18 protein-coding genes and 3 tRNA genes are annotated in these 20,100 nt (G+C 38.5%); 1 reads left to right on the forward strand and 20 read right to left on the reverse strand.

Annotation, left to right across the window (positions count from 1 at the left end; genetic code table 11):
- Positions 1 to 228: 228 nt before the first annotated feature.
- From DW000_RS07920 to DW000_RS07995, 16 genes are all read right to left on the reverse strand, one after another.
- Positions 229 to 304: transfer RNA gene (locus DW000_RS07920), tRNA-Lys, on the reverse strand.
- A gap of 4 nt (positions 305 to 308) precedes the next feature.
- Positions 309 to 383: transfer RNA gene (locus DW000_RS07925), tRNA-Gln, on the reverse strand.
- Positions 384 to 407: 24 nt separating this feature from the next.
- A tRNA-His gene (locus tag DW000_RS07930) sits at positions 408 to 483 on the reverse strand.
- 218 nt (positions 484 to 701) lie between these two features.
- On the reverse strand, positions 702 to 1,541 hold the full coding sequence (gene speE, locus DW000_RS07935) for a polyamine aminopropyltransferase (RefSeq protein ID WP_008602651.1): 840 nt from the start codon (positions 1,539 to 1,541) through the stop codon (positions 702 to 704).
- Between the two features lie 83 nt (positions 1,542 to 1,624).
- Positions 1,625 to 2,254: a hypothetical protein gene (locus DW000_RS07940; RefSeq protein ID WP_004695338.1), complete on the reverse strand. Its 630-nt coding sequence runs from the start codon at positions 2,252 to 2,254 to the stop codon at positions 1,625 to 1,627.
- A 4-nt stretch (positions 2,255 to 2,258) separates the two neighbouring features.
- Positions 2,259 to 2,693 (reverse strand): peptidylprolyl isomerase, encoded by a 435-nt coding sequence (locus DW000_RS07945; RefSeq protein ID WP_004695336.1) that lies wholly within the window; start codon positions 2,691 to 2,693, stop codon positions 2,259 to 2,261.
- Entirely contained in the window at positions 2,690 to 3,397 is a 708-nt protein-coding gene (locus tag DW000_RS07950; RefSeq protein ID WP_004695334.1) for a tRNA threonylcarbamoyladenosine dehydratase, read from the reverse strand. The genes DW000_RS07945 and DW000_RS07950 overlap by 4 nt, the downstream gene beginning before the upstream one ends.
- Complete coding sequence (locus DW000_RS07955) at positions 3,397 to 3,771, reverse strand: VOC family protein (RefSeq protein WP_004695332.1); 375 nt, start codon at positions 3,769 to 3,771, stop codon at positions 3,397 to 3,399. Before DW000_RS07955 ends, DW000_RS07950 begins: the two co-directional genes overlap by 1 nt.
- 92 nt (positions 3,772 to 3,863) lie before the next feature.
- On the reverse strand, positions 3,864 to 6,947 hold the full coding sequence (locus tag DW000_RS07960; protein ID WP_120055949.1) for an SMC family ATPase: 3,084 nt from the start codon (positions 6,945 to 6,947) through the stop codon (positions 3,864 to 3,866).
- Positions 6,948 to 8,180, reverse strand: a complete 1,233-nt coding sequence (locus DW000_RS07965) for an exonuclease SbcCD subunit D (RefSeq protein ID WP_120055951.1) — start codon at positions 8,178 to 8,180, stop codon at positions 6,948 to 6,950.
- A 217-nt stretch (positions 8,181 to 8,397) separates the two neighbouring features.
- Entirely contained in the window at positions 8,398 to 9,234 is an 837-nt protein-coding gene (locus tag DW000_RS07970) for a deoxyribonuclease IV (protein WP_120055953.1), read from the reverse strand.
- A 210-nt stretch (positions 9,235 to 9,444) separates the two neighbouring features.
- Positions 9,445 to 9,864: a Fur family transcriptional regulator gene (locus DW000_RS07975; RefSeq protein WP_004695325.1), complete on the reverse strand. Its 420-nt coding sequence runs from the start codon at positions 9,862 to 9,864 to the stop codon at positions 9,445 to 9,447.
- 171 nt (positions 9,865 to 10,035) lie between these two features.
- The gene (locus DW000_RS07980) at positions 10,036 to 11,583 is read right to left on the reverse strand and encodes a DEAD/DEAH box helicase (protein ID WP_120055955.1); all 1,548 of its coding nucleotides are present in this window, start codon (positions 11,581 to 11,583) and stop codon (positions 10,036 to 10,038) included.
- A gap of 97 nt (positions 11,584 to 11,680) precedes the next feature.
- Complete coding sequence (locus DW000_RS07985) at positions 11,681 to 12,109, reverse strand: phosphatase (RefSeq protein ID WP_077707589.1); 429 nt, start codon at positions 12,107 to 12,109, stop codon at positions 11,681 to 11,683.
- A 104-nt stretch (positions 12,110 to 12,213) separates the two neighbouring features.
- Entirely contained in the window at positions 12,214 to 12,606 is a 393-nt protein-coding gene (locus tag DW000_RS07990) for a hypothetical protein (protein ID WP_024061604.1), read from the reverse strand.
- Positions 12,607 to 12,627: 21 nt separating this feature from the next.
- Positions 12,628 to 13,578, reverse strand: coding sequence for a hypothetical protein (locus DW000_RS07995; protein WP_120055957.1), 951 nt, complete (start codon positions 13,576 to 13,578; stop codon positions 12,628 to 12,630).
- Between the two features lie 292 nt (positions 13,579 to 13,870).
- Here DW000_RS07995 and DW000_RS08000 point away from each other — a divergent pair, with 292 nt between their 5' ends.
- Entirely contained in the window at positions 13,871 to 14,446 is a 576-nt protein-coding gene (locus DW000_RS08000; RefSeq protein WP_120055959.1) for a hypothetical protein, read from the forward strand.
- Positions 14,447 to 14,509: 63 nt separating this feature from the next.
- Here the strand turns inward: DW000_RS08000 and DW000_RS08005 are convergent, their stop codons facing one another.
- The 4 genes from DW000_RS08005 to DW000_RS08020 form a co-directional block, all read right to left on the reverse strand.
- On the reverse strand, positions 14,510 to 15,994 hold the full coding sequence (locus DW000_RS08005; RefSeq protein WP_101928426.1) for an aldehyde dehydrogenase family protein: 1,485 nt from the start codon (positions 15,992 to 15,994) through the stop codon (positions 14,510 to 14,512).
- A 258-nt stretch (positions 15,995 to 16,252) separates the two neighbouring features.
- On the reverse strand, positions 16,253 to 18,568 hold the full coding sequence (locus DW000_RS08010; RefSeq protein ID WP_243624563.1) for a Tex family protein: 2,316 nt from the start codon (positions 18,566 to 18,568) through the stop codon (positions 16,253 to 16,255).
- On the reverse strand, positions 18,565 to 19,059 hold the full coding sequence (locus tag DW000_RS08015) for a dihydrofolate reductase (RefSeq protein WP_008715045.1): 495 nt from the start codon (positions 19,057 to 19,059) through the stop codon (positions 18,565 to 18,567). Before DW000_RS08015 ends, DW000_RS08010 begins: the two co-directional genes overlap by 4 nt.
- Before the next feature lie 131 nt (positions 19,060 to 19,190).
- Positions 19,191 to 19,982: a thymidylate synthase gene (locus DW000_RS08020; RefSeq protein WP_012864704.1), complete on the reverse strand. Its 792-nt coding sequence runs from the start codon at positions 19,980 to 19,982 to the stop codon at positions 19,191 to 19,193.
- Positions 19,983 to 20,100: the final 118 nt, after the last annotated feature.

The following is a 20,100-nucleotide window of genomic DNA, read 5'->3' on the forward strand; positions in this document are numbered from 1 at the left end:
GTTCAATCATATGATTGATTACCTATCATTGTTCAGTTTTCAAAGATCTGTTACGTTAGTTCTGCGCCCTAACGACTTGTATAGTATATCAATCTAACCTTAAATCGTCAACCTCTTTTCCAAAGATTTTTCAACCGATTTTTGATTAAATTTATACTCACAATCATAACCAAAATCTCTAAAAATAGAGATAGAAAACTCACAAACCGAAGTTTGTGAGTTTTAATTTGGTGACTCACCCGCGACTCGAACGCGGGACACCCTGATTAAAAGTCAGGTGCTCTGCCAACTGAGCTAGTGAGTCATGTTGGCAGGGGTGGCTGGGATCGAACCAGCGCATAACGGAGTCAAAGTCCGTTGCCTTACCACTTGGCGACACCCCTACAGTGATTACGATGTGTAGGTTATGGGGTGAGTAGTGGGGATCGAACCCACGCGTAACGGAGCCACAATCCGCCGTGTTAACCGCTTCACCATACCCACCACCTTGTAGGTATCGAAGACATTGTCTTCGTAACAAAGAGAATTATATCTTTTCTAGAGATTTGTGTCAACACCTTTTTCTCAATTTCATTAATTTTTACAAACGAAACTTTTAATTGTGTTATCTCTAATATAAGCCCTTTAATCCCCATATAAATAAGGAAGCACTATCGGAAACTTTCGTTTCACAAATGGTGCTTCCCCATTATACATATTATTTACTTAGTTGGCAAATAATTTTTTACAAAATTTGGCAATGCAAATGCAGCTTTTTGAATATCTGCATTATAATACTTAGTTTCAAAGTTTTGTTCACGGTTTGGAGTCCATGTTAGAGGATCAAATGTTTTGGAACCCAATGTAAAACAATGCATTCCTGCAGGATAGATTGGAATAAAAGCTGTATATAAGCGAGCAATTGGGAAATGGCTATTAACGTAACCAAAAACTTTTTCCACTAATGTTTGATGTAACATCGGAGATTCTGTTTGTTGTACAAACAAGCCATCAGCTTTCAAAGCTTTTAATGTATTCTTATAGAATTCTTCTGTAAATAAGCCTTCACCAGGACCGATTGGATCGGAACAATCCACGATAATTACATCATAGTAATCTTCTGCTTCTGCCATGAAACCAATACCATCACCAATTTTTACAGTCAATTTAGGGTGGTTTTCAATCATAGCTTTAGCAATAGTTGGTAGATATTGTTTTGCCAACTCTACAACCTTACCATCGATTTCAACCATTGTTACTTCTTTTACACAATCATGACGTACACATTCTCTAGCTACGCCACCATCACCACCACCGATAATCAAAACGCGCTCAGGATTAGGATGTAAGAACAAAGGGATATGGCTCATCATTTCATGATAGATAAACTCTTCACGCTCAGATGTTTGGAACACGCCATCTAAAGCGAGCATCATACCATACTCTTTTGATTTAAAAACTTCAATTTTCTGGAACTCAGATTCCCCAGAGTAAAGCACTTCTTCCGCTTCAGCGCTTAGACGTAAGTGAGGTGTTTGTTCCTCAGTAATCCATTGACTCATGTAGTACCTCCTACTATTTATACTACAATACGCATCGCAAATCACTGCGATGCGTATGTATATTACTTTAATTGCTCTATTACTTACTCTTTGCGACTAATGTAACAGAATCCACCACCTAAAATAGTGTCTTTCATCCAATTCGCCAAAGAGAAATCACGAATTTCACCTTCATCAAAGATGCCACAGCGGATATCATCGCCGTCCATAAACATCTTGTGAATCGGAACCCAATGCCAGGTATAGAGAGCCTTCTCTTTTCCTTTATGACGATTTAAAAATGCTACAGGCACATCCTGTGCCAATGCATCATGTATAAACTGAGCTGCAGCCTCCACCTCTACGCGTGATGCACAGAACGGAGATACATTCAACATATGTACATCATAAGATAGGCTTTTATCCTCGAGTAAGCGAGTAAGACCACGTTCCATCCATTGAGTTTTATAAACACCACCACCAAAACGTGGCTTTACATATTTCCAAACTAAGTTCATCCGTTCTAAAGCAAGCGTTTGGTCGGATGTGGTTTCTAGATCTAATAAGCCATCCCTAAATAGCGAATAGCCCAATACTTGTGATGCCGATGTAGGCCCACAACCAGACAAGCGTTGCCACTCATCAGTGAACCACTCTTGGTCATACCCATATGATGTTTTACCATTTACATCGATATATAGCCATTCTGGATGTTTAATAGATACTTCATTCATGAGATTAACCTTCGATTACTTCTACAGTTTCCATGATAGCACCTTGTTGGATACCATCAACTACATCCATACCTTCAATAACTTTACCAAATACAGTATGTACACCATCTAAATGAGGTTGTGGCTCATATACAATAAAGAACTGACTACCACCAGTATTAGGGCCACGGTGAGCCATAGATAAAGCACCGCGCTCATGTTTATGCGGATTGCCAACTAATTCATCTTTAATTGTATAGCCAGGACCACCTGTACCGTTGCCATTAGGACAACCACCTTGTGCTACGAAACCAGGAATTACACGGTGAAAACGAAGGCCATTGTAGAAGCCTTTGTTAATCAAGTCGATAAAGTTTTGTACTGTGCCAGGCGCTTCTTTTTCAAATAATTCAATTACGATATCGCCGCCGTCAGCCATATGGATTTTCGCTTTTTTCATTGTTCAGGTACCTCCAAAATTGTACGCAACACATGTGCTGCTAATATAAAACCTGCCACTGGTGGCACAAAACTACATGTCCCAGGACTTGTGGCATCACCACGGAACTGTGGTTTTGTCGGTTTTTCAGTAGAAAATAAAACTAATTGTTTTTTTATACCCCGTTTTTTGAGTTCCCGACGCATAACGCGTGCCAAAGGACATGTATGAGACTTATTGATATCTGCAATCATAAGTTTTTCTGGGTAAAAGCGATTACCTCCGCCCATACAAGAAATAACAGGGATGCTTTCACGTTGACAAACCTCAATGATATTAAGTTTCGCCGTTACCATATCGATGGCGTCAATAACATAATCAACGTTCAAGCTTTGAATAAATCCAGGATAGTTTTCCTCAGTATACATAATATCATGAGTTTCTATCACCACATCAGGATTGATAGAAAGAGCTCGCGCCTTTGCTACCTCTACCTTACGTTCCCCAATCGTATTATGAGTCGTAATCATTTGACGGTTCAAATTGCTAGGCGCTATGGAATCTCCATCGATAATGACGATGCGACCTACACCAGCTCGCACTAATGCCTCAAGGGCACCACCACCTACGCCACCTACACCAAAGAGCGCGATAGACGTGTCTCTTAATGTTTGGATTTTATTGGGACCAACCAACCACTCTAAACGGGTTAACATATATTCTATTAATATTTCCCCGCCGGAATGATTTCTGTCCAATATCCATCTGGATCTGCTATGAAATAAATACCCATATCAGCATTCTCATAAGCAACAACGCCCATTTCTTTATGCTTTTTAAGAGCCGCTTCATAGTCATCTACATAGAATGCCAAGTGGAATTCATTATCCCCCAAATTATAAGGACGATCCCAGTCACGCAACCATGTAAGTTCTAATTCATGTGCTGTATAAGGACTTTTTAAATACACGAGGGTAAAAGCACCGCTTGGGTCTTCCAAACGACGAGACTCCTCGAGCAATAATGCCTCTTTATAGAATGCTAGACTTTTATCAAGGTCTTTAACATTTATATTATTATGAGCAAACGAAAACTTCATAGAACCCCCTTCGTAAATACAGGATGTTTTTGTAGGAATTCTCCTCTTTTTATAGTAACACATTTGGCAAATCTATATCTAGTTTATGATATCTAGTTAATAACAAATTTTGCGGTACTACCGTCGTCACCTCGAGTCACTTCTAAATGAGCAGGTATACGAGACTTTAACTCAGGTACATGAGAAATGATACCGATGAGACGTCCTGACGATTGCAACTGTAACAATGTTTCCATGGCGAGTTCCAATGTATCTGGATCGAGTGTACCAAAACCTTCATCAATAAACATCGTATCCATATGGATGCCACCAGCATAGCTTTGGATAACATCCGCTAATCCCAAGGCAAGCGCCATAGAAGCCAAGAATGTTTCACCACCAGATAAGGTATTTGCTGGTCTAGATTGGCCTGTAAAAGCATCCATAACCGCCAAATCGAGGCCTTGCTTGCCACGACCACCACCTGTATAATCGGATCTTTCCAAGGAATATCTGTTGCGACTCATCTTCTGAAGTCGTAAATTAGCAGCATATACAACCTCATCTAAAATCGCCCCCAGTACATAGCGTTCAAAGGTAACATTTTTAAAGCCTTGCTCCCCACCATTAGCGAGATCATTTAATCGGCTTAAGAACTTCACCTTTTCACGAGCCTCGCCCATAGCAGCTTCGAGTGCTTCTAATGAGGTGAGCGTAGTTTCGATATGCTTTGTTTCTTTATCCCATGCCGCAAGATTACCTACTAATATATCTCGATGCTCTACTGCTGTAGCATAGATTTCATCAGAAACAGTATCACTTGGTTTAACCACAGTTTCTGCTACCTTTAACGCCGCATCATATACAGCTTGTGCTTTATTAAAGGCTTCATCCAAAGCATGCAGCTGTATTCTATAGGTCTCTATCTCTTTAATATCACGTAAAGACTCTACAAAATCATCCTCTCCTAAAGAAATGGCTTGTAATGACTTTGTATAGTTCTTATACCGCAAATTAAGATTTTTTGTTTCTTCTTTTACTTGAAAGGACAAAGTTTCTAAGCGTCCACGTTTGGCATTCAACTGTTCTCGAGCAGTATCTAAATTAGTTTTGCTAACTTTCACCTGCTCATTGTAGAGTGTAATATCACTATCCAATGACTCTAACTGTTTTTGCCATGCATCTATATCCGTGATTGGTAAAGTTTTAGATAGAGCATCAATATTAGCTTGTACTGAGCTAATACGAATTTCTAGGTCGTGTAGATTTTTAAGTAATTCATTATGGGCAAGTTCTAAAGTTGCTAACTTATCTCTAGCTACTTTTAACTTATGTTCATTGTCAGCTATAGTGTTACTCAACAATTCAGACTCACCATGTAAAGCTGTAAGTCGCTCCATTTTAGTCAACAAATCTTGTTGAACAGATGTAAAGTTTTTCTTAGAAAAACCATCCATAGATGACTTAAGTTTGGAACATTGTTCTACTTCTAACTTAGCTAACTCCTTAAGACGAGCATCTAATGTTTTCTGTTGTCCCACTTCACTAGCTTGCTTTTGCAGTGCCACGTCACGGGTTTTGCGAGCCTCTTCAATTTCATCCTTAGTCGGATACATCTCCGGCTTAGCTGCTAACCGTGGATGATCTGTAGAGCCACAAACCGGACAAGGCTCATTATCTACAACTAAATGAACTAGCTCAAAGGCACGCCCTTCTTGCATTAGATGCTCTAATCGTTCAAGATGTACCTTTGCAACCTGCAAGGTTTCATCTAAAGACGCTAACGTTTGACCTTTATTGTCGATTTCTTTTTGTACCTTATTAATTTCTTCTAGCAATTCAGAATATCTATGTAACTCATTTAGTTGTCCTTGAATAACATTAGCACCCTCTAAAAATTTATTATTATCTCGTAACTGTTTACGCAAAGCTTCTAAGTCGTTTTCTAAAGTCTTTACAAGCTTCCGTTGTTTAGTTAAGGCATCTTCGCTTTTTTTACTATCTAATTCTTCTAAATTACTCTGTAATGAGGACAATTCCTTTTTCAATACATCTAACTCATTAAACTTCTCTGCTTGTTGTTGAAATTGAGCCAAAGTAGTTCTTTTATCTTGTATACTTTCAGCTCGACCTTCTAAGTCACTGTATAAGTCTAAACATTTAGCCTCATGTTGAGTTGCTAGTTCTACATGTTCTTTCGCATCTGAAAGGGCCTGTTCTAAAGTTTTTAATATAGCTTGTTTCTCAATATATTGTTTATATAATTCATGAGTTGGTGCCAAAGAGTTAAGGAACTGAACCTTTTCGCTTAGATTTACACGCTCAGTTTCCCTTACTTTCACCATGTCAAGTTTCGAAGTAGCCTCAGCAAGAGATTGTTGAGCCTGATTATATAAAGACCATTGATTTCGGAGCACATTAAACTGTTCTACCACGGTTACTGCCTCATCTCGTTCTACCGCGAGAGCATCTCGATGTGGGCCCCGATTTACTAGTAACTCACGCACATGCTCAATGGTTACCATTGGAGTCGCTCCATCATGAGGGATAGACTGCATAAATGCAGTTTGCTTAGTTAGATTTTCTTCAATACCTGCCTTTGCTTCATCATAAGCAGCCTTCAGTGCTTCTTGTAATTTTCGATATAGCTCCGTTCTAAAAAGTGTATGTAGTAATTCCTCACGTTCACTCGTAGAGGCCACTAGCAACTTTCGGAATTCCCCTTGAGGTAATAGCACAACTTGTAAGAACTGATCCTTACGAAATCCTATAATTTGCTGAATAGTATCGCGAATGGCGACAGCAGAGGTAGCAATGACCTTCCACTCACCATCTTTCTTCTCATATACAGTAGCGCTAGCATTCTGCTCACGCATCCCTGTACCACGTTTTTTTGCTACCATCTGTTTCGGTAATCGTTCAACACGATATTGTGCATTGCCAATAGCAAAGGAGAAATCGACACGAGTCATACGATGAGGTTCTGCAAAGTCACTGCGAATAGCATCTGTTTTGCGTACTTCTCCACTCGGCTCACCATACAAGGCATACACTATGGCATCTAAGATTGATGTTTTCCCTGCCCCCGTAGGACCAGCAATGAGAAACATGGAATGGTCTTGAAGCTCATTAAAATCTAAAGTGACCGAATCACGATACGGACCAAAGGCTTCTATAGTTAATGATATAGGCTTCATTTAGTCCTCCTTAAGAATTCGGTCCCATACAGAGTTGATATATTGCTGTTCTTTCTCTGTTAAAGGTTCCTTCCACACAGTTTCTGCAAACTGATTAAATAGATCCCGTTCATTTAATTCTTTGAAAATTGCCTCACCCATATCTGCTATAGGCTCTGCCATGCGACCAACTAGATCAATGGTCATACAACGATGATATACTTGGCGCAGTTTAGCCATTCCATCCATAATCGGCATCGTATCAAGTAAACGGGCTTGCACATAATCATCCCTATGTTTAGCCTGTAATGCTTTATCATTTAACAGGTCTTCAAAATATCCTTCCAAAATGACTACGTCTCGCTTCGCCTCTACAGGAATCGTGTTAATATCTACGTTCCCCTTTGTATCCATATCAATGATGGTAAAAGACTTCTTCTGCATATGTTCATCAAAGGAATATTTTAATGGGGATCCACTATAGCGAATATGATCAGCTCCCATTCGCTGAGGCCCATGCAAATGTCCCAAGGCAGTATAGTGAAAATTTTTAAAGACTTGAGGATTTACCTGTTCACTACCACCTACAGACAAGGTACGCTCTGAGCCCCCTACTTCACCGCCCATAACAAAGGCATGGCTAATAGCGATACTGCGCATCCCCTTAGGCACTTGTTTATATAAGTAGTCGCTCCAAGCTTGATACATTTGGTCATAATTATGCAGGTTCAAAGCGCTTTCGCAATTTTGTTCATAACAGGGGGTTATGATGTCAGCAATTTCAGTATCGGTAGATTCTGCATTAGTAGACTCTACATCAGCAAATAAAGCCTCCCCTATGCGTCGGGGCTCACTAAAAGGCATAGGACAAATAACCACCTTGCCATCTGTCCCTTCAAATTCAAAAGGCTTCAACGCATGATGAGGAGAGCCCCAAATATGGATACCCGATTGGCCCAACATAGAGCGCCCCACTTCAAGACGTTCTGCCCCATCGTGATTACCGCTCACCACAAAGAGAGGCATCTTGTAGTCCATAGCGAGACGAGTGATGATGGAGTCCCACAATTCGATAGCTTCAATGGGGGGCACCGCTCTATCAAAAACATCCCCTGCGAGCAATATGCCATCGATGTTTTCATCTCTCAAAATATTAAAAAACTGATGTTCCAACACATGAGCTTGGTCCTCTGTTAAGTACTGTCCATAAAAAATACGCCCTAAATGCCAATCGGCAGTATGTAAAAAACGCATTTTGTCCCCCCTTTCCAGTTCTCCCTATACCTTACACAATGTATGAATTCAAATGCCAAAACAAGCTGTTAGTCCCATAAGTTTATAGAAGTTCAATAACTTTATATAGCTTTAATAGCCTTAATAGTTTTAATAACTTTATGTATTTGCAATAACTAGTATAGCATCAGGTATTCTACATATTTATTATATAACTAAATTAACTTCTGTATTTTAATTATTTATTTTCTACGATAGAACGTAGCATAGCAATTTCCTTTGCATAGCCGTCCAATTCATTTGGTGTTTCCAAATAGAATGGCAAGTTCGTCAATTTAGGATGTGTTACAACGCGAGCAATAGCATCGATACCAATATGTCCTTCCCCAATTTTTTCATGACGATCTTTATGGGCACCCATAGGATTTTTAGAGTCATTCAAATGAATGGCTTTCAAACGATCAAGACCTACAATTCGATCGAACTCGTCAATAACGCCATCGAGATTATGTACGATATCATAACCCCCTTCGTGAATATGGCAAGTATCAACACACACACCCATGTACTCTTTTAGCTTTACGCCATCGATGATGCGTGCAATTTCTTCAAAACGAGAGCCAATTTCTGTACCCTTACCAGCCATTACTTCCAAGAGGACTGTTGTCTTCATACCTGGGAATAAGATTTCATTCAAACACGCTACAATGTACTCAATACCTTGATCTACGCCTTGCTTCACATGGCTACCAGGGTGAAAGTTATACATTTGACCTGGCAAATATTCCATACGCTCTAAATCTTCCATCATAGATTGCTTCGCAAAAGCGCGTAAATCCTCTTTGGCGGCACATGGGTTATAGGTATACGGCGCATGTGCCAACAAGGTACCAAAGTTATGTTCTTTCATATATGCACTAAGGTTATTCATATCCTCAACATCGAGAGCTCGCATGCTACCACCACGAGGGTTGCGAGTAAAGTATTGGAACGTATTACCCCCAATTTTAGTCGCTTCCTTGCCCATATGTAAATAACCTTTGCTAATTGATAAGTGACTGCCTATTACAAACATGATACTCCTTTATACGATTATACGATTTCTACAATTTTATAATTATAAAACGCTTAACTCTAATATCTATTGTATTATGCTTATATCTAATTATCGCTATTCTATAACACTAATAGATATAAGGTATACGATATACGATTAGATATAAGATATACGATAACTAATATAACCCCTGCCGTGAAGGAGCCCTTCAACAACAGGGGTTATCTATTAATGACTTTCTTTTTTTGCACACTCAGGGCAAACACCTTCGAAGGTAATATGTTGACCTGTGATTTGATATTCGCTACCTTGATCAGCAATCGTTTTGATAGCTTTCAAATCAATGCCCATCATGTCCTCTACCTTATTGCAACGAATGCAACGGATATGGGAATGAGCTTGTGTATCCCAATCGTAATGAGCACGCTCATCACCAACTTCTAGAATTTTAACAAGACCGATTTTTTCAAAAATCTCCATCGTCTTATACACTGTAGCCAAGCTCATGCTTGGATGTTCTGGGCGCAACGTATGATACAACATCTCTGCTGTTGGATGATCATGATGACCACGCAAAGCATCATAAATCGCAATACGTTGTGGGGTTACTTTAAACCCCTGACTACGCAAAATTTGTGCGATATCCATAATAATCTACCTTTCTCCACTTGGAAATCTATAAGGCATAGGCCATTATCGACCGTTTACAAGAAATAATTATTATTTATTATACCAAAATTCTCAATACTTATCAAGATAAATAGTATTAACTATTAAGTAATAAAAAATGTGGATTGCCCAGAAGCAATCCACATCCTATTAGTCTTTAAAGTAAGGTTTAAAACCTTCACTTTGATGGCGAGTTTTTTTCTCTCCACGCGGACGATCAAATTTACGCTCATCTCTGCGGCGGTCACCTTTACGGTCATTGCGACGATCACTTCTACGATCATCGCGACTGCGACGTGGGCGGTCATCACGACGACGTTCACCATCACGACGGCGGCGATCACTTCGACCACTTTCACGACGACGGCGTACGCGCAATGGTTTTTCTTCTGTAATATTTACAGGAGTAGTATCTGGTTCTTTTGTTAACAATTTAAGAGCTGCTGCCAAAAGTGTTACGGAATCTGTATCATTCAACAATTCCTCAGCACTAGATTTGAAAGGCGCCAATGCTTCTAGATTATCTGTCATTTCAACGAGGCTTTCAATTGCCAAACGTTGTTGACCTTCAAGAACTTCACCTAAGGAAGGTGCACGACGACGTGCAATTTTACGTTTTGTTAAACGCTCGATAGCATGTAAATGCTCCATTTCACGAGGGATAACGAACGTGAAAGCTTGACCTGCTTTACCGGCACGACCTGTACGACCTACGCGGTGTGTGTAGCTTTCAGGATCTTGAGGCATATCATAATTATATACGTGAGATACGCCAGAAATATCAAGACCACGAGCTGCCACATCTGTAGCCACGAGAATATCAATAGTACCTTCGCGGAATTGGCGAATTACGCTGTCCCGTTTTTGTTGAGACAAGTCGCCATGGATGCCTTCCGCCATGTAACCACGTTTCTTAAGACCTTCTGTCACTTCATCAACACGACGTTTTGTACGCGTAAAGATAATAGCAAGTTCAGGTGTTTGGATATCAAACAAACGACAAAGAACATCGAATTTTTGACGGTCTTGCACTTCGATATAGTATTGTTCGATCAAGTCCATCGTAACTTGAGTCGGTTTCATGCGAATCAATGTTGGCTCTGTCAAATATGTTTCAGCTAATTGTTGGATAGCTTTAGGCATAGTTGCAGAGAACAACAATGTTTGATGGTCTTCTGGGATAGCACCCAAGATTTTATTGATGTCATCAACAAAGCCCATATTTAACATTTCGTCGGCTTCGTCCAATACCACAACTTTCACATGGTCAAATTTAATAGAACCACGATCCATATGATCCATCAATCGGCCAGGAGTGGCAACGATGATTTGAGGGTTCTTTTTCAAGGCACGGAACTGACGATTAATATCTTGACCACCATAGATTGGCAGTGCTGTAATATTCGTGTACTGAGCCATTTTGTTAAGCTCTTCAGCTACTTGAATAGCTAATTCTCGTGTAGGGGATAAAATAACTACTTGAACGTGACGCTCATTCCCGTCTACGCGTTCCAATACAGGCAAGCCAAATGCTGCTGTCTTACCAGTACCTGTTTGAGCCTGACCGATCATGTCCTTACCGCTCATGGCAACTGGGATAGCTTCCTGTTGAATTGGCGTAGGCTCTTCAAAACCCATATCGTTTAACGCTCTTAGAACAGGTTCGCTAATCATTAATTGTTCAAATTTTTCTAACATCTAAATGTGTTTCCTCCTATCGCGCACGAACTATGCGCATTTAAGTAGTATATCATATTTCGAGGGCGAGCGCTATAAAAGTAATTCTGAATCTAAGCTAAATAGGATTTCTTTTCCCCTTAAAATGTTCAATCAACACAATTCCACCTGATACACATAACAAAACAAGATATGACAAATGAATAGGCATATACAAGCATTCAACAAGAACAACCCATAGAATCAAAATTAATTTAGAAATCCATTTCGTTCTTATTTTATCAGCGATCATAAATATAGATAAATTGATAATTATTTTAATGATTATCGCAGAGATAATAACTACTGACGTAAATTCTTCTCTATAATCAGTCAATTCATATAAGGGATATAATAAATAACTTAATAAAACGCTAAGTATTATTAAAAACCAAATATTGAGTCCCTTTAAAAGTTTAGATTTACTATAGTGAAATACGCCAACCAAAAGAAAAAGTAAAACACTAAGTAATATTCCTATAATTAATAGATAATCTAACTGAATCATGATTTATACTGCCTTTTAATGATTTTTAATTTCTAAAAATCATTCCATAAGTGCCCACACAAAACAACATTATTTTAATAATATCTGAGTTGATATATGGTCTATTAAAATAGTACTTTCCTAAATGCATAAGCAAACACGATCATACCAAACAACACAGAAACTATAGCAATAAGACTCCGTTTAAAATATACGCTGTCTCTCTTCTGACAAAACCCTGTAAGCATTGTTAAAAAAAAGAAAAACAACCAAATACTGCCATAATTCACTATAAATTTATAATCTTTATCAATTAAAAATTTAAGATTTAATATCACCAAACTTATAATAGAAATTATTGATAAATACTTTGTTAAGCTACCAAAAATCCTATGTTCTTTTATATATTCATGTTTTTTATCAATTGGATGATTACGGATCTCAAGTTTATATAATCCCATAGATAACGACATAGATATAAAAATCCAAATATATCCTAATATTTCAAGTTTATTCATCTTCCACCTTCCACTATATGGTTACCGACTCAAATACTGACGAAGTGTCTGGTTTTCTAACGGCCCTAACTGCAATGCCTTCCGATTTTTAATTGCATCAATGGTTAATGCTTCAAAGGTAACTTTATCAAAATCAGAAAACTCGTTAAAGGAATTAAACACTATGAATCGTTGATTTAGTAAATTAGGTAATACCTCTATGTCTTTCGTTCTTACTTTATTTAACTCATTTCGTGCATAAGATTCATATCTCTCATCACCTGCATTATTCTTACTAAACCGACCTATATCAAGATTATTAGAATAATAGCTATATATAGCTTTCTGAGAGAAATCAAGCTTAGTCAATTTTCCAAATTCAAAGTTATAATAAGCATTATTTCTTAAAATATGCTCACTTCCATACTCACCAATAATAGTCCCTGTAGAAAGATCTACTATATCATTATGCTTAATCGAGTCTTCCTTTCTATACGATACATAGAAAGGTAACTTTATAGTATATCCAGCGTTTGTACCTGTATATCGTTTCTCACTATCATAAAAGATCTCATGCCATATATCTCTATCACTTTCATCAAGACTAGAAATATTAGGGTATAACTGATCAAGACTTACATTAAATTGTGTTTCTTTAGAATCTATCCGAGGAATGAAAGTATTATATTTATTAAGATTTTTATTCCAAGCATCTAGTAAACTTACATTTTCATCAAAAATACCAATACCGTCTAACGTTATGTAATAAAGTTTATTATCCACCTCATGAACAGCAACTACATTATCAGCAATCTTACGGTTTTCATTGCCATAATATAATCCACTCTCTTTAAGATCACTTAAATAAATCAAACTATTTTTAAAGTCACCACTTGCCAAGAAATATATCAATACTCCCCATATGAGTATATAAAGCACTACTATTATGCCAACAATATATCCAATCCATTTAATTACTCTCTTTAAATTCATAATAGCCCTCTATAAATAACACGATTTTATATGGCTACAATTATAACATACACTATGCTTTTACATATAATAGACTATTGTTAAGTACAAAAAAGACACCTCTTTCGGGCTACTTCTTTATTATGATTTATTGAGAGTTGTGTGGTATTAATCAGCTATATAAGTAAACATTTAATTCAGATATAATATAATTAAAATAGTGTACTCCAAAATTCTGCCAATAAATTAAACAATGCCTGTTAAGCAATTACGATTTACTAAACTTCCTAAAGTAGTATAAAAGGAATATACAATGAAACCTTTTACCCTAAAACGATTTATATTATTGCCACTGATTATACTATCCCTCATACTAACAACGGGTTGTCATCTTCTCTCACATTATAGTAAAGATGAAGTACAACAATATATAAATGAGGATTATCCTAATCTAACATATCACTTGGAATCTCATAGGAACAATACATGGCAAGTCACCTTTGACAAATATCCACAAATGCCCATTGAAATATCTGAAGCCTTGAACACCTCTGCACCTGTTGTACCACAAGTGGAGCGAATACTGATAACTAACATCCCATTAATAACTGCATTCCCATTAATGAAAAACTATATAACAGCAGAGGAGTTATCCTATGCTACATACGATACATCTTCTTTGTATATTGAAATGCCTATTCCCTATTCGGCCATACAAAACCAAGATGTAACAAATTTTTACAATCGAATGGATCAATTCTGCAAAGAATATGCAACAACATATCCAGACTTCAAAGAAGATATATATATTAGAGTTATTATAAAACCTTCTGATGGTTCTGATGCACCAGAAGAGTATAGAAAAATATTCCGTCTATCTCAATATTAGTAAAAGAGGCACCTCATTCGAGGTGCCTCTTTGTTATAGTTTATTGGAGAGATTGCTATTTTATTAGTCTAAGTCATAGAACCCAGATGGTTTGTCGCTCAAGTTTACGATGATGTTTTTCATTTGAGTGTAGTGCTCAAGAATAACTTTGTGAGTTTCACGTCCGATACCGGATTGTTTGTAACCGCCAAATGGAGCGCCTGCAGGGATAGAGTTATATGTATTTACCCACATACGACCTGTTTCGATACCGCGAGCTACGCGGATAGCACGGTTGATGTTTTGCGTGAATACGCCACCGCCAAGACCGTATAGGCTGTCATTAGCTTGTTCAATCACTTCTTCTTCGCTGTGGAATTTAATTACAACGGCTACAGGACCGAAGATTTCTTCACGAGCTACGCGCATATCATTTGTAGCATCTGCAATAAGTGTAGGTCTTACGAAGCACCCTTTACCAAGTTCACCATCAGTAACACGTACACCACCGGCTACAATGCGAGCACCTTCTTCTTTTGCAAGGTCTACATAGCTAAGTACTTTGTTCACTTGATCTTCGTAAATTAAGGAACCAAGTTGTGTAGATTCTTCCCAAGGTAAACCGACTTTTACCTTATCAAATAGTGCGGCAAGTTCAGCTACGAATTTATCGTAAATTGTATCTTGTACGAAGATACGGGATCCTGCGCAACATACTTGACCTTGGTTGAAGAGAATCCCGAGCATTGCTCCGTCAAGAGCTTGTTTCCAGTTCGCATCGTCAAAGAAGATATTCGCAGATTTACCACCTAATTCCAATGTGGCAGGAATCAAGCGTTCAGATGCTGCTTTATATACATCTAGACCTACCTCAGTAGAGCCTGTGAAAGCAAGTTTGCTAAAACCAGGATGATCAAGGATATATTGACCAGATTTAGAACCTTTACCAGTTACGATGTTTACAACACCTGGCGGCAAGATTTCTTTCAAAATATCGCCAAGTTCTAATAAGCTAAGAGATGTGTGGCTAGAAGGTTTGATAACAACTGTACAACCTGCTGCAAGAGCTGGAGCCAATTTCCAAGCAGCCATTAGGAATGGGAAGTTCCAAGGCACAACTTGACCTACAACACCAATTGGTTCGCGAACGATAAGGCTCAATGTATTTTCATCAAATACTTGTGCAGAGCCTTCTTCGGAACGAAGCACGCCTGCAAAATAACGGAAATGGTCAGCCCCAAGTGGAATATCCACATTCAATGTTTCGCGGATAGGTTTACCATTGTCGTATGTTTCAACTTGCGCCAAATGTTCTTTATGCGCATCGATAGCATCCGCAATTTTTAACAAATAATCGGCACGTTCTACTTGAGATACTTTTTTCCATATTTTGAAAGCTTCTGTTGCAGCCTCTACAGCTTTATCAACATCATCATTCGTCGCCTCTGCACAGATAGCGAGTTGTTCGCCATTAGCAGGGTTATATACATTAAATTCAGCACCGTCAGATGCCTTTACCCATTCATTATTAATTAAAAGTCCATATCTTTCTTTAAGGTTCAAGCTCATTGCATTACCTCCTCTTTAGGAATATGATTTAGGAATTCCCCCTCTTTGATTTCATCATACTCCTCATATCTAAAATTTTCAATCAGATATATTATTTTCGATATATCTATTCTGCATTAATATACATAGATTTTAGCTATATAGAAAAACCACACCCTCTAAAACCATAGAGGGTGTGGTTTTTAGTATAATGACTTTTAGTCAAGAATGACTATCATTTAAAATCTATTAATGTAGATTAACTAGACTTCTATTAAATTATGAATTACGACGACTCCCATTATTACGAGAGCCATTATTGTGATTCTCATTTTGACGTCCACCATTATTACGGTTATTATTTCGGTTATCATTATTTCGAAGCTGACCGTTATTATTTCTATTACGGTTATTATCGTTATTCTTCGGTTTTTCTGGTTGTAATGCTTTTACAGACAAACCGATGCGATTGCGTTTTACATCAACAGAAATAATTTGTGCTTCGATAATATCACCTACAGCAAGCACATCTGATGGATGTTGACGGCTGTTGCAAAGCTCGCTGCGATGTAATAAACCATTCGTTTTAAGCCCAAAGTCTACGAAAGCTCCGAAATCAACTACGTTATGAACGGTACCTTTTACAATGGTACCCACCTTAATATCTTCAAGGCTCACTACGTGTTTTCTTGTCAATGGAGCTGGCAAATCCTCACGAGGATCGCGTCCTGGTTTTGCCAGTGCACCGAGTATATCTCGCACGGTTGGTACCCCTGCATCAAGTTTAGCAGCCATTTTCTCAGCATCTACAAGAGGTAATTTAACTTGCAACGCTTCTAATTGAGATTTATCTTGCAAATCTTTTAAGGTAAAGCCTAACTCACCAATGATGCGCTCTGCCAATTCATAAGACTCTGGGTGAACAGATGTATTATCCAACGGATTTTTACCATGTTGTAAGCGGAGGAAACCCGCACATTGAGTAAAGGCGGCAGGGCCTAAACGAGGCACTTTTAGCAATTCCTTACGGCTTTTAAATACACCATTCTCTTGACGGTATGCAACAATATTTTTAGCCACCGCACTAGAAATGCCTGCAACATGTTGCAAAATAGCTGGGGATGCAGTATTTAGCTCTACCCCAACATGGTTTACTACAGTTTCAACCACTTGATCTAAGGTATGAGTCAATTGTTTTTGGTTTACATCATGTTGATATTGACCTACGCCGATAGATTTTGGATCGATTTTAACAGATTCAGCCAATGGATCTTGTACGCGGCGTGCAATAGATACGGCACCGCGAATGGTTACATCTAAATCTGGTAGCTCATCGATAGCTAATTTAGATGCAGAGTATACAGATGCACCTGCTTCATTAGTGATGATATAGTGGCAATCTAATTGTTCCTCTTCAATCATGGTAGATGCAAATTGCTCTGTTTCGTAGGATGCAGTACCATTGCCGATAGATAAAAGAGTAACCTTAAACTTACGGATTTTATCAGCCAATACCTTTTGAGCTTCCTTGCGAAGCTTTTCACTATTTGTTAAATAGTACGCACCGTAATCGAGCACATTGCCTTGTTGATCGATAATCGCCATTTTACAGCCAGTACGGTAACCAGGGTCAAGGCCCATGATAACATGTCCGGCCAATGGTGGTTGTAACAATAGATTTTTGAGATTTACACCGAATACCTTGATAGCTTGCTCATCGGCTTTTTCCGTCAATTCATTGCGGATTTCACGCTCTAAAGCTGGGAAAATAAGACGCTTGTACGCATCAGCTACAGCAGCCGCTTTATACTCTGCGAAGATAGACTTAGGATTTTTCTCTAACTTTTGTAACATATAAGCGACATAAGTATCGCCAGGTACAGTTAGAGCTAGTTTTAAAGCACCTAATTTTTCGCCACGATTTACTGCCAAGATACGGTGAGACGGCATTTGACGAACTGGCTCAGCATATTCAGCGTATTGCAAGAATTGTTGTTGTTCTTCCTCTTCACCGCTCAATTCAGCTTGAATAAAGCCTTCATTCCACATCTTCTTACGCAAGTACGCCCGGAAGTCTGCACTATCACTGACAATTTCCGCTACGATATCAGAAGCGCCTTGTATGGCATCCTCTGGCGTAGGAACCTCTTCTGTTATGTATTCTTTTGCAATCTCTAACGGATCTCCAGAGGTAACCGTATCGTTGATAATCATATCAGCCAATGGCTCTAATCCACGTTCACGGGCAATCATAGCACGCGTACGTTTCTTTGGACGGTACGGTAAATACAAATCCTCTAACTCTTGTAGCTTTGTAGCAGCTTCCAAAGACTTCATCAACTCGTCTGTCATCTTTTCTTGCTCTGTAATAGAAGCAATGATTTCTTGGCGCCGTGTTTCTAAGTTGCGCAAGTATTTAATGCGTTCTTCAATGGTGCGCAATTGCTCATCTTGCAATTCGCCCGTTACCTCTTTACGATACCGTGCAATAAATGGCACTGTATTGCCTTCGTCCAACAATTCTACGGCAGCTTGCACCTGCTTTGGCTTAACATTTAATTCACTGCCGATAATGGCAAACATTCTTTCACTCATTTAGCTGCCTTTCTGCGATAGGTTACAAAACGATGAGGATATTGATTCTTTTCATCCACAATGCCGTCTACAACGGATTCGATGGTGAAAGCATCCTCTGAGAATTCAGGGAAAAATGCATCTCCATCAAATTCATGGTCTACTTCAGTGATATACATAGTATCTACATAAGGTAGAAAGGCCTCGTATACTTGAGCACCACCAATAACGTAGGCCGCATCAAGAGCACGTGCGGCTTCAGCAGCCGCCTCAGGGTTATGGAAAATCTTAACACCTTCTGGTGCATCAAAGCCTTTATCACGAGTAATTACCCAATGCTCACGATTTGGCAACAAAAACGGTAAGCTTTCAAAGGTCTTACGGCCCATGATGATAACATGGCCCGTTGTTTTTTCCTTAAAGAATTTCAAATCATTTGGCAAATGCCAAATCAAAGTATTATCTTTACCGATTACACGATTATGTGCTACGGCTACGATTAATGCTAACATACTGCCCTCTTTCGGTTAATACTATATGGCAACAGTCATAAATTATACTATTTAGCAATGGCTATGAACACAATACTATATAGCAATAGCCATACATATTATGCTATTTAACAATTGTCATGAATACAATGCTATACAGCAACAGTCATGGATAATTTACCTAAATGCTCATATCCATCTAAGGTAATGTCCTCTGGTGTGAAGTCATAGAAGTCTTTTACCTCAGGATTCACAATAATTTTTGGAGCAGGCAACGCTTGATTGCGACGTGCTAATTGCTCACGCAATGCATCTACGTGATTTTCATAGATATGGGCATTGTTGATAACATGTGTAAATTTACCTGGTTTTAAACCTGTTACTTGAGCAATCATACATTGTAATGCCGCATATTGAGCCGTGTTAAACGGAACGCCAAGCCCCATGTCGCCACTGCGTTGGATGAGCATGCAGTTCAAGTAACCATCCCCTACATCCCATAAGGTTTCATACGCACATGGTTGCAACGCCATATCATCTAAATCTTCAATATTCCAAAGGGTTACAATCATTCGGCGGCTATCAGGATCTTCTTTAATCGTTTTGATAAGCTTATCTAGTTGTTTGTACTTCGCAATTTGGTAGCCGTATGCTTTACCAATAGTACCATCTTCACGCATCCATTCATCCCATACGTGCACATTCATTTCTTGCAATTTGCGCACGTCATTGGACTGCATTTGCCAAATCCACAATAATTCTTTCACAGCTGTTTTAAAAGCTACAAATTTAGTGGTTAAAATTGGAAATTCCTCTTGCAAGTCAAATTGCATGATTTGTTGAGGCAATTTGTACGTTGCAATGCCTGTGCGATTTTGACCATAAATGCCATGATCTAAAATATTTTCAATAATACCGAGGTATTGTGTATCTGCTAAGCTCATTTATCCCCCTAGATCTATATATAATAAGCAAAAAATACTAACGTATATCTTGCTAGTCTTACTAAAATATATAGTACTATCATACTAAAAAATATACAGTACTACCATATATACAGTA

Source organism: Veillonella sp. AF36-20BH (genome assembly GCF_003602765.1).
GTDB classification, from domain to species: domain Bacteria; phylum Bacillota; class Negativicutes; order Veillonellales; family Veillonellaceae; genus Veillonella; species Veillonella hominis.